Genomic DNA, 3,572 nt, shown 5'->3' on the forward strand with positions numbered 1-3,572 from the left:
TTACCTAATTCATAATTCCCGGGCGCCGGCGCGCGCAAAGGGAACACCGGAACGAAATTGCGGTTTGCAACCGCTGTTTTCTTTTGTAGAGTGCGGTGCAACTCCTCGGGGGTTTAGCTCAGTTGGTAGAGCGTCTCGTTCGCAATGAGAAGGTCGGGGGTTCGAATCCCCCAACCTCCACAAAGAGGCCGACCGGACATCCCCTACCCATTGGATTACCCATTGGATAAGGCGCGACGGACGTTCCCTCCGAAGCTATTTCGCCGCGCCGGCCGCATCCGCCGCCGCAACCGGAAGCAAGGCTCCGGAGCGCACATCGTAGAGAAAGCCGTAGATCGGAATCCACGCAGGGACGAGCGGATGTCGGCGGATCCGTTGGACATCCTGCGCGACGCTCTCCCCCTGATTGCGAATCGTAAGCCAATCGATATATTGGGCTTCCGAAGTTCCGGAGCCGGATCCTCGATCGTGCCATCCATCCGCTTCCAGCACGGCATGATCGAGACTCTTTGCCAAGAGCCCGCGCATGATCTCGTCGGAAAAGGTCTCCATCCCGCAATCGGAATGGTGGATCACAAACCACTCCCGGGTGCCCAAAAGCTTGTAGGAAATCACGAGCGAACGGATCGCATCGTCGCTCGCCCTTCCGCCCGCGTTGCGGATGACATGCGCATCCCCCTCCTGCAAGCCGGCAAACTTCGCGGGGTCGAGCCGCGCGTCCATGCAGGTCAGGATCGCGAAACGGCGCGCCGGCGGCATCGCCAGGTTCCGCTTCTCTCCGAAAGTCTCCGCGTATCGTCGATTTGCTTCGAGAACCGTTTCTAAAATTACGCTCATGGCGGAGAGTAGGCTTGGTCCTTTTTTCGATGTCAATACTCAAATCTGCCGCGGAGGCAAACTCGTTTCGCGTCTTGGGAAGGGTGCCTGGAGAGAGTCGGCTTTGCATTTGCCCGATTGTCTCCGCTCGCGGGCTGCGCGGCGGAACGAGGCGTCAAAAACGGTAGCCGATTGAGAGGATCCCCACCGGCTCGTAGAGGAAATGGCCGCTCAAGCCGGCATGGGGCGTCTCGTTGATCGTCACGCCGGGCGCGCTCAAGCCGTTGATCCCGCCGATAAAACGAAAGAACGCGTCGAAGGCGATCGACCATCGCGTATTCGGAATGTAGTAGCGGACACCGGTCGTCGGAGAGAACCACCAGCCCCACACCGATCCGTGATCGACTCCCGCCGATTCGCTGTTTGCCAATACGCTCCCGCCGATGATGCCGAGAAACGGTTCGATTCGATCGTGGAAGACCCGATAGCCCACGCGCCCGCGAATGCCCAAGAAGCCCAAGTTGTCCTGAGAGGATCCTGCGGGGCTCGATATGCCTCCGCCGAGATATGAGCCGAAAAAGTCGGCGTCGAAGGACCAGTGACCCCAGCGATCGGGATCAAACCAACGATAGCCGACCGAAACCGTCGAGTTCACCGCAAAGTTGATATCTCCCGAAATGGGTTCTATGGCACCGGTGCGGTCATTCACGATCTCGCCGCGATCGTATTGAGGGAAAGCGGTACCCGTCCCCACGCTCAGGAACCAACTGCCGGACGAGCGGCTTTGCTGCCCGGGCCCATTCTCGGGCCGGCGAATGGGACGAGCGCCGCTCCCAAGGGACGGATCCTGCAAGATCACGCCATCTTCTTCTTGCGCCGGCTGAAGCGCCGCCGAGAGAGCCGCTGCCGACCCGAAAAAAAGGCATCCAACCCAACAGAGCGATCGGAGGAAGCGGGAGGGGCTCATACGGATTCGAACAAGCGGAGGTGAAATCCACGCATCTACCTGGACGAAAGCAACCGAAGCAAGGAGAAAACCAATCTCCGAGGAAGAGATCGCGTGCCCGAAGCCAGTAGCGGCCGACTTTGCGGAAACGGCGCACCTCTCAGGAATCTCCTTGCGCTTCGAGTGGGCCGCGGTAGCTTGAAACGGAATCCGCCGGAGTCGCACCGTGGCCATGGCATCCCCCCTGGATCGGATGGAAATCCTTTTCGGAGACATTACCCGCCTGCCCGTCGATGCGCTGCTGAACCTCCCCATGGCTAAAGCCAGGGGGTTCTGAGGATGCCAATGTTCCGGCACTCCACGGCTCTCGCTTGCGCTACAGCATCCGCAGCCTCGCCGGAACGGCGATTCCTCTTCGACGGGCGACCGGCTCCGACGCTCTCGCGAGCGTGTGGTCGGGCATCGCCCTCCCCTCTCGCCGGTTCCTTCATCCTCGACATCGCCCGTCTCAGGAGAGGTTCCGCACCTGTCCAGGTCTTTCGGACCTCGGCCATGTCGAGGAAATCCTTCCCGCAGCATCTCGCCAGAAACGCGCTGTAGAGATCCCGCTGCACCGGCTCGGTGACTCCGTCGCCGAAGAAGTGCGTCCGCTGCGAGAGCGGCTTCCTCGCATACTTCCCCGTTGTGTGGTCGAACTGGCTCAGCCGGGTCTTCCGGGCGTCGATGTCGATCCATCCGCCGCCGGCGCTCTCAGCCTTGCGGCGAATCCTCTCCACGAGCATCCCCGGAGCGCGCACCTTCACGCTGCGTCCGAAATTCTTCTGCCAACTCCTATAACATAGGTCTTCTCCTTTGATCGTTTTCCCCTGCGCCAGAATCCGGTTCGCCAACGCTCCATGCGATGTCTTGCGCGCCGCAGCCAAGCGCCGCTCGGTTTCGGAGAGTTTGCGCAGCTTGCCGAGGTATCGCCCGGATCGAATCCAGCGATTCGCCCCTCGCTTCACCCGGCCAAGCGAATCGTAATTGCCGGGATTGGTCTCCCGGCGGGAGCGGTCCAAGGCCCGCTGGATGCGTCTGATCTCCTTCCAGGGTTGCTCGACCTCCGGGCAGATCTTCTCCAGGCTCGCCTCCTTCTCTCCGACGTACGCGATCATCGATGGCCCGATGTCCGATCCGACCCGACCATCGCCAACCGGTCTGACCTGCGGAGCCACACCTTCCTGGACCAGTTGGCAATACCAGCGTTCTCTTCCTCGAATCGTCCGGCGGATCACCCGGACGTACTTCGTCCGCGAGTCCTGGGCGTCTCGCTGCCAGCCGAGCTTATCCTTGCGGTCGAGGCGAAGCGGCAGAATCAGACCCGCCCAGTGAACGGCCGGAACGGGCTCCTTCCGGAAGCGGATCACGGCATCGCCCTTGCCTGCGACCGAGTGAAAGCGATTCGCCGTCTTGAACCGTGGGCGTCCTCGGATTCCAAGGGCGTAAGCCTGCGCGGCGCGGAAAGCCCGGAGACTCGTGGTCTGCGTGTCGTGGGAGCCGAGATGCTCGCCGATCGAGCAGGCATCCCGGCACGCTTCCGCAAACTTCTGGATGGACGCGGAGGAGAAGCCGAAGCGTTCCTGCATCTTCCGGAAGAGATCCGAACGTTCTTTATTGCGGATCCGCTTCCCGCTTTGGCCGCCCACGACCGTCTTCGGCAGCGAGGAGGCGAGCCGCCAGTCTTTGGATTGGCGCATCAGGGAGAGCCGCCGGAGCGCTTCGCCCAGGGATGCGTTGTAGATCTGCCGCGCGGCATCGAGCCGCTTCGACA

Annotated in this window: 3 protein-coding genes and 1 tRNA gene; 1 reads left to right on the forward strand and 3 read right to left on the reverse strand. The window is 61.6% G+C overall.

The annotated features are described in order from the left end of the window. Positions 1 to 107: 107 nt before the first annotated feature. Positions 108 to 180 (forward strand) — tRNA-Ala (locus FN369_RS06725). Between the two features lie 75 nt (positions 181 to 255). On the opposite strand, the gene FN369_RS06730 is transcribed toward FN369_RS06725, so the two are convergent. The 3 genes from FN369_RS06730 to FN369_RS11520 all read right to left on the reverse strand — a co-directional run. Then, positions 256 to 837, reverse strand: coding sequence for a beta-class carbonic anhydrase (locus tag FN369_RS06730; protein WP_142525417.1), 582 nt, complete (start codon positions 835 to 837; stop codon positions 256 to 258). A 154-nt stretch (positions 838 to 991) separates the two neighbouring features. Further along, positions 992 to 1,675, reverse strand: a complete 684-nt coding sequence (locus tag FN369_RS06735; protein WP_178087729.1) for a hypothetical protein — start codon at positions 1,673 to 1,675, stop codon at positions 992 to 994. Between the two features lie 404 nt (positions 1,676 to 2,079). Continuing rightward, positions 2,080 to 3,572, reverse strand: a 1,493-nt coding sequence (locus FN369_RS11520; protein ID WP_246189595.1) for a hypothetical protein, incomplete at its 5' end; no start/stop codon positions are given.

It is taken from the genome of Methylacidimicrobium cyclopophantes, assembly GCF_902143385.2.
In the GTDB taxonomy this organism is placed as follows: domain Bacteria; phylum Verrucomicrobiota; class Verrucomicrobiia; order Methylacidiphilales; family Methylacidiphilaceae; genus Methylacidimicrobium; species Methylacidimicrobium cyclopophantes.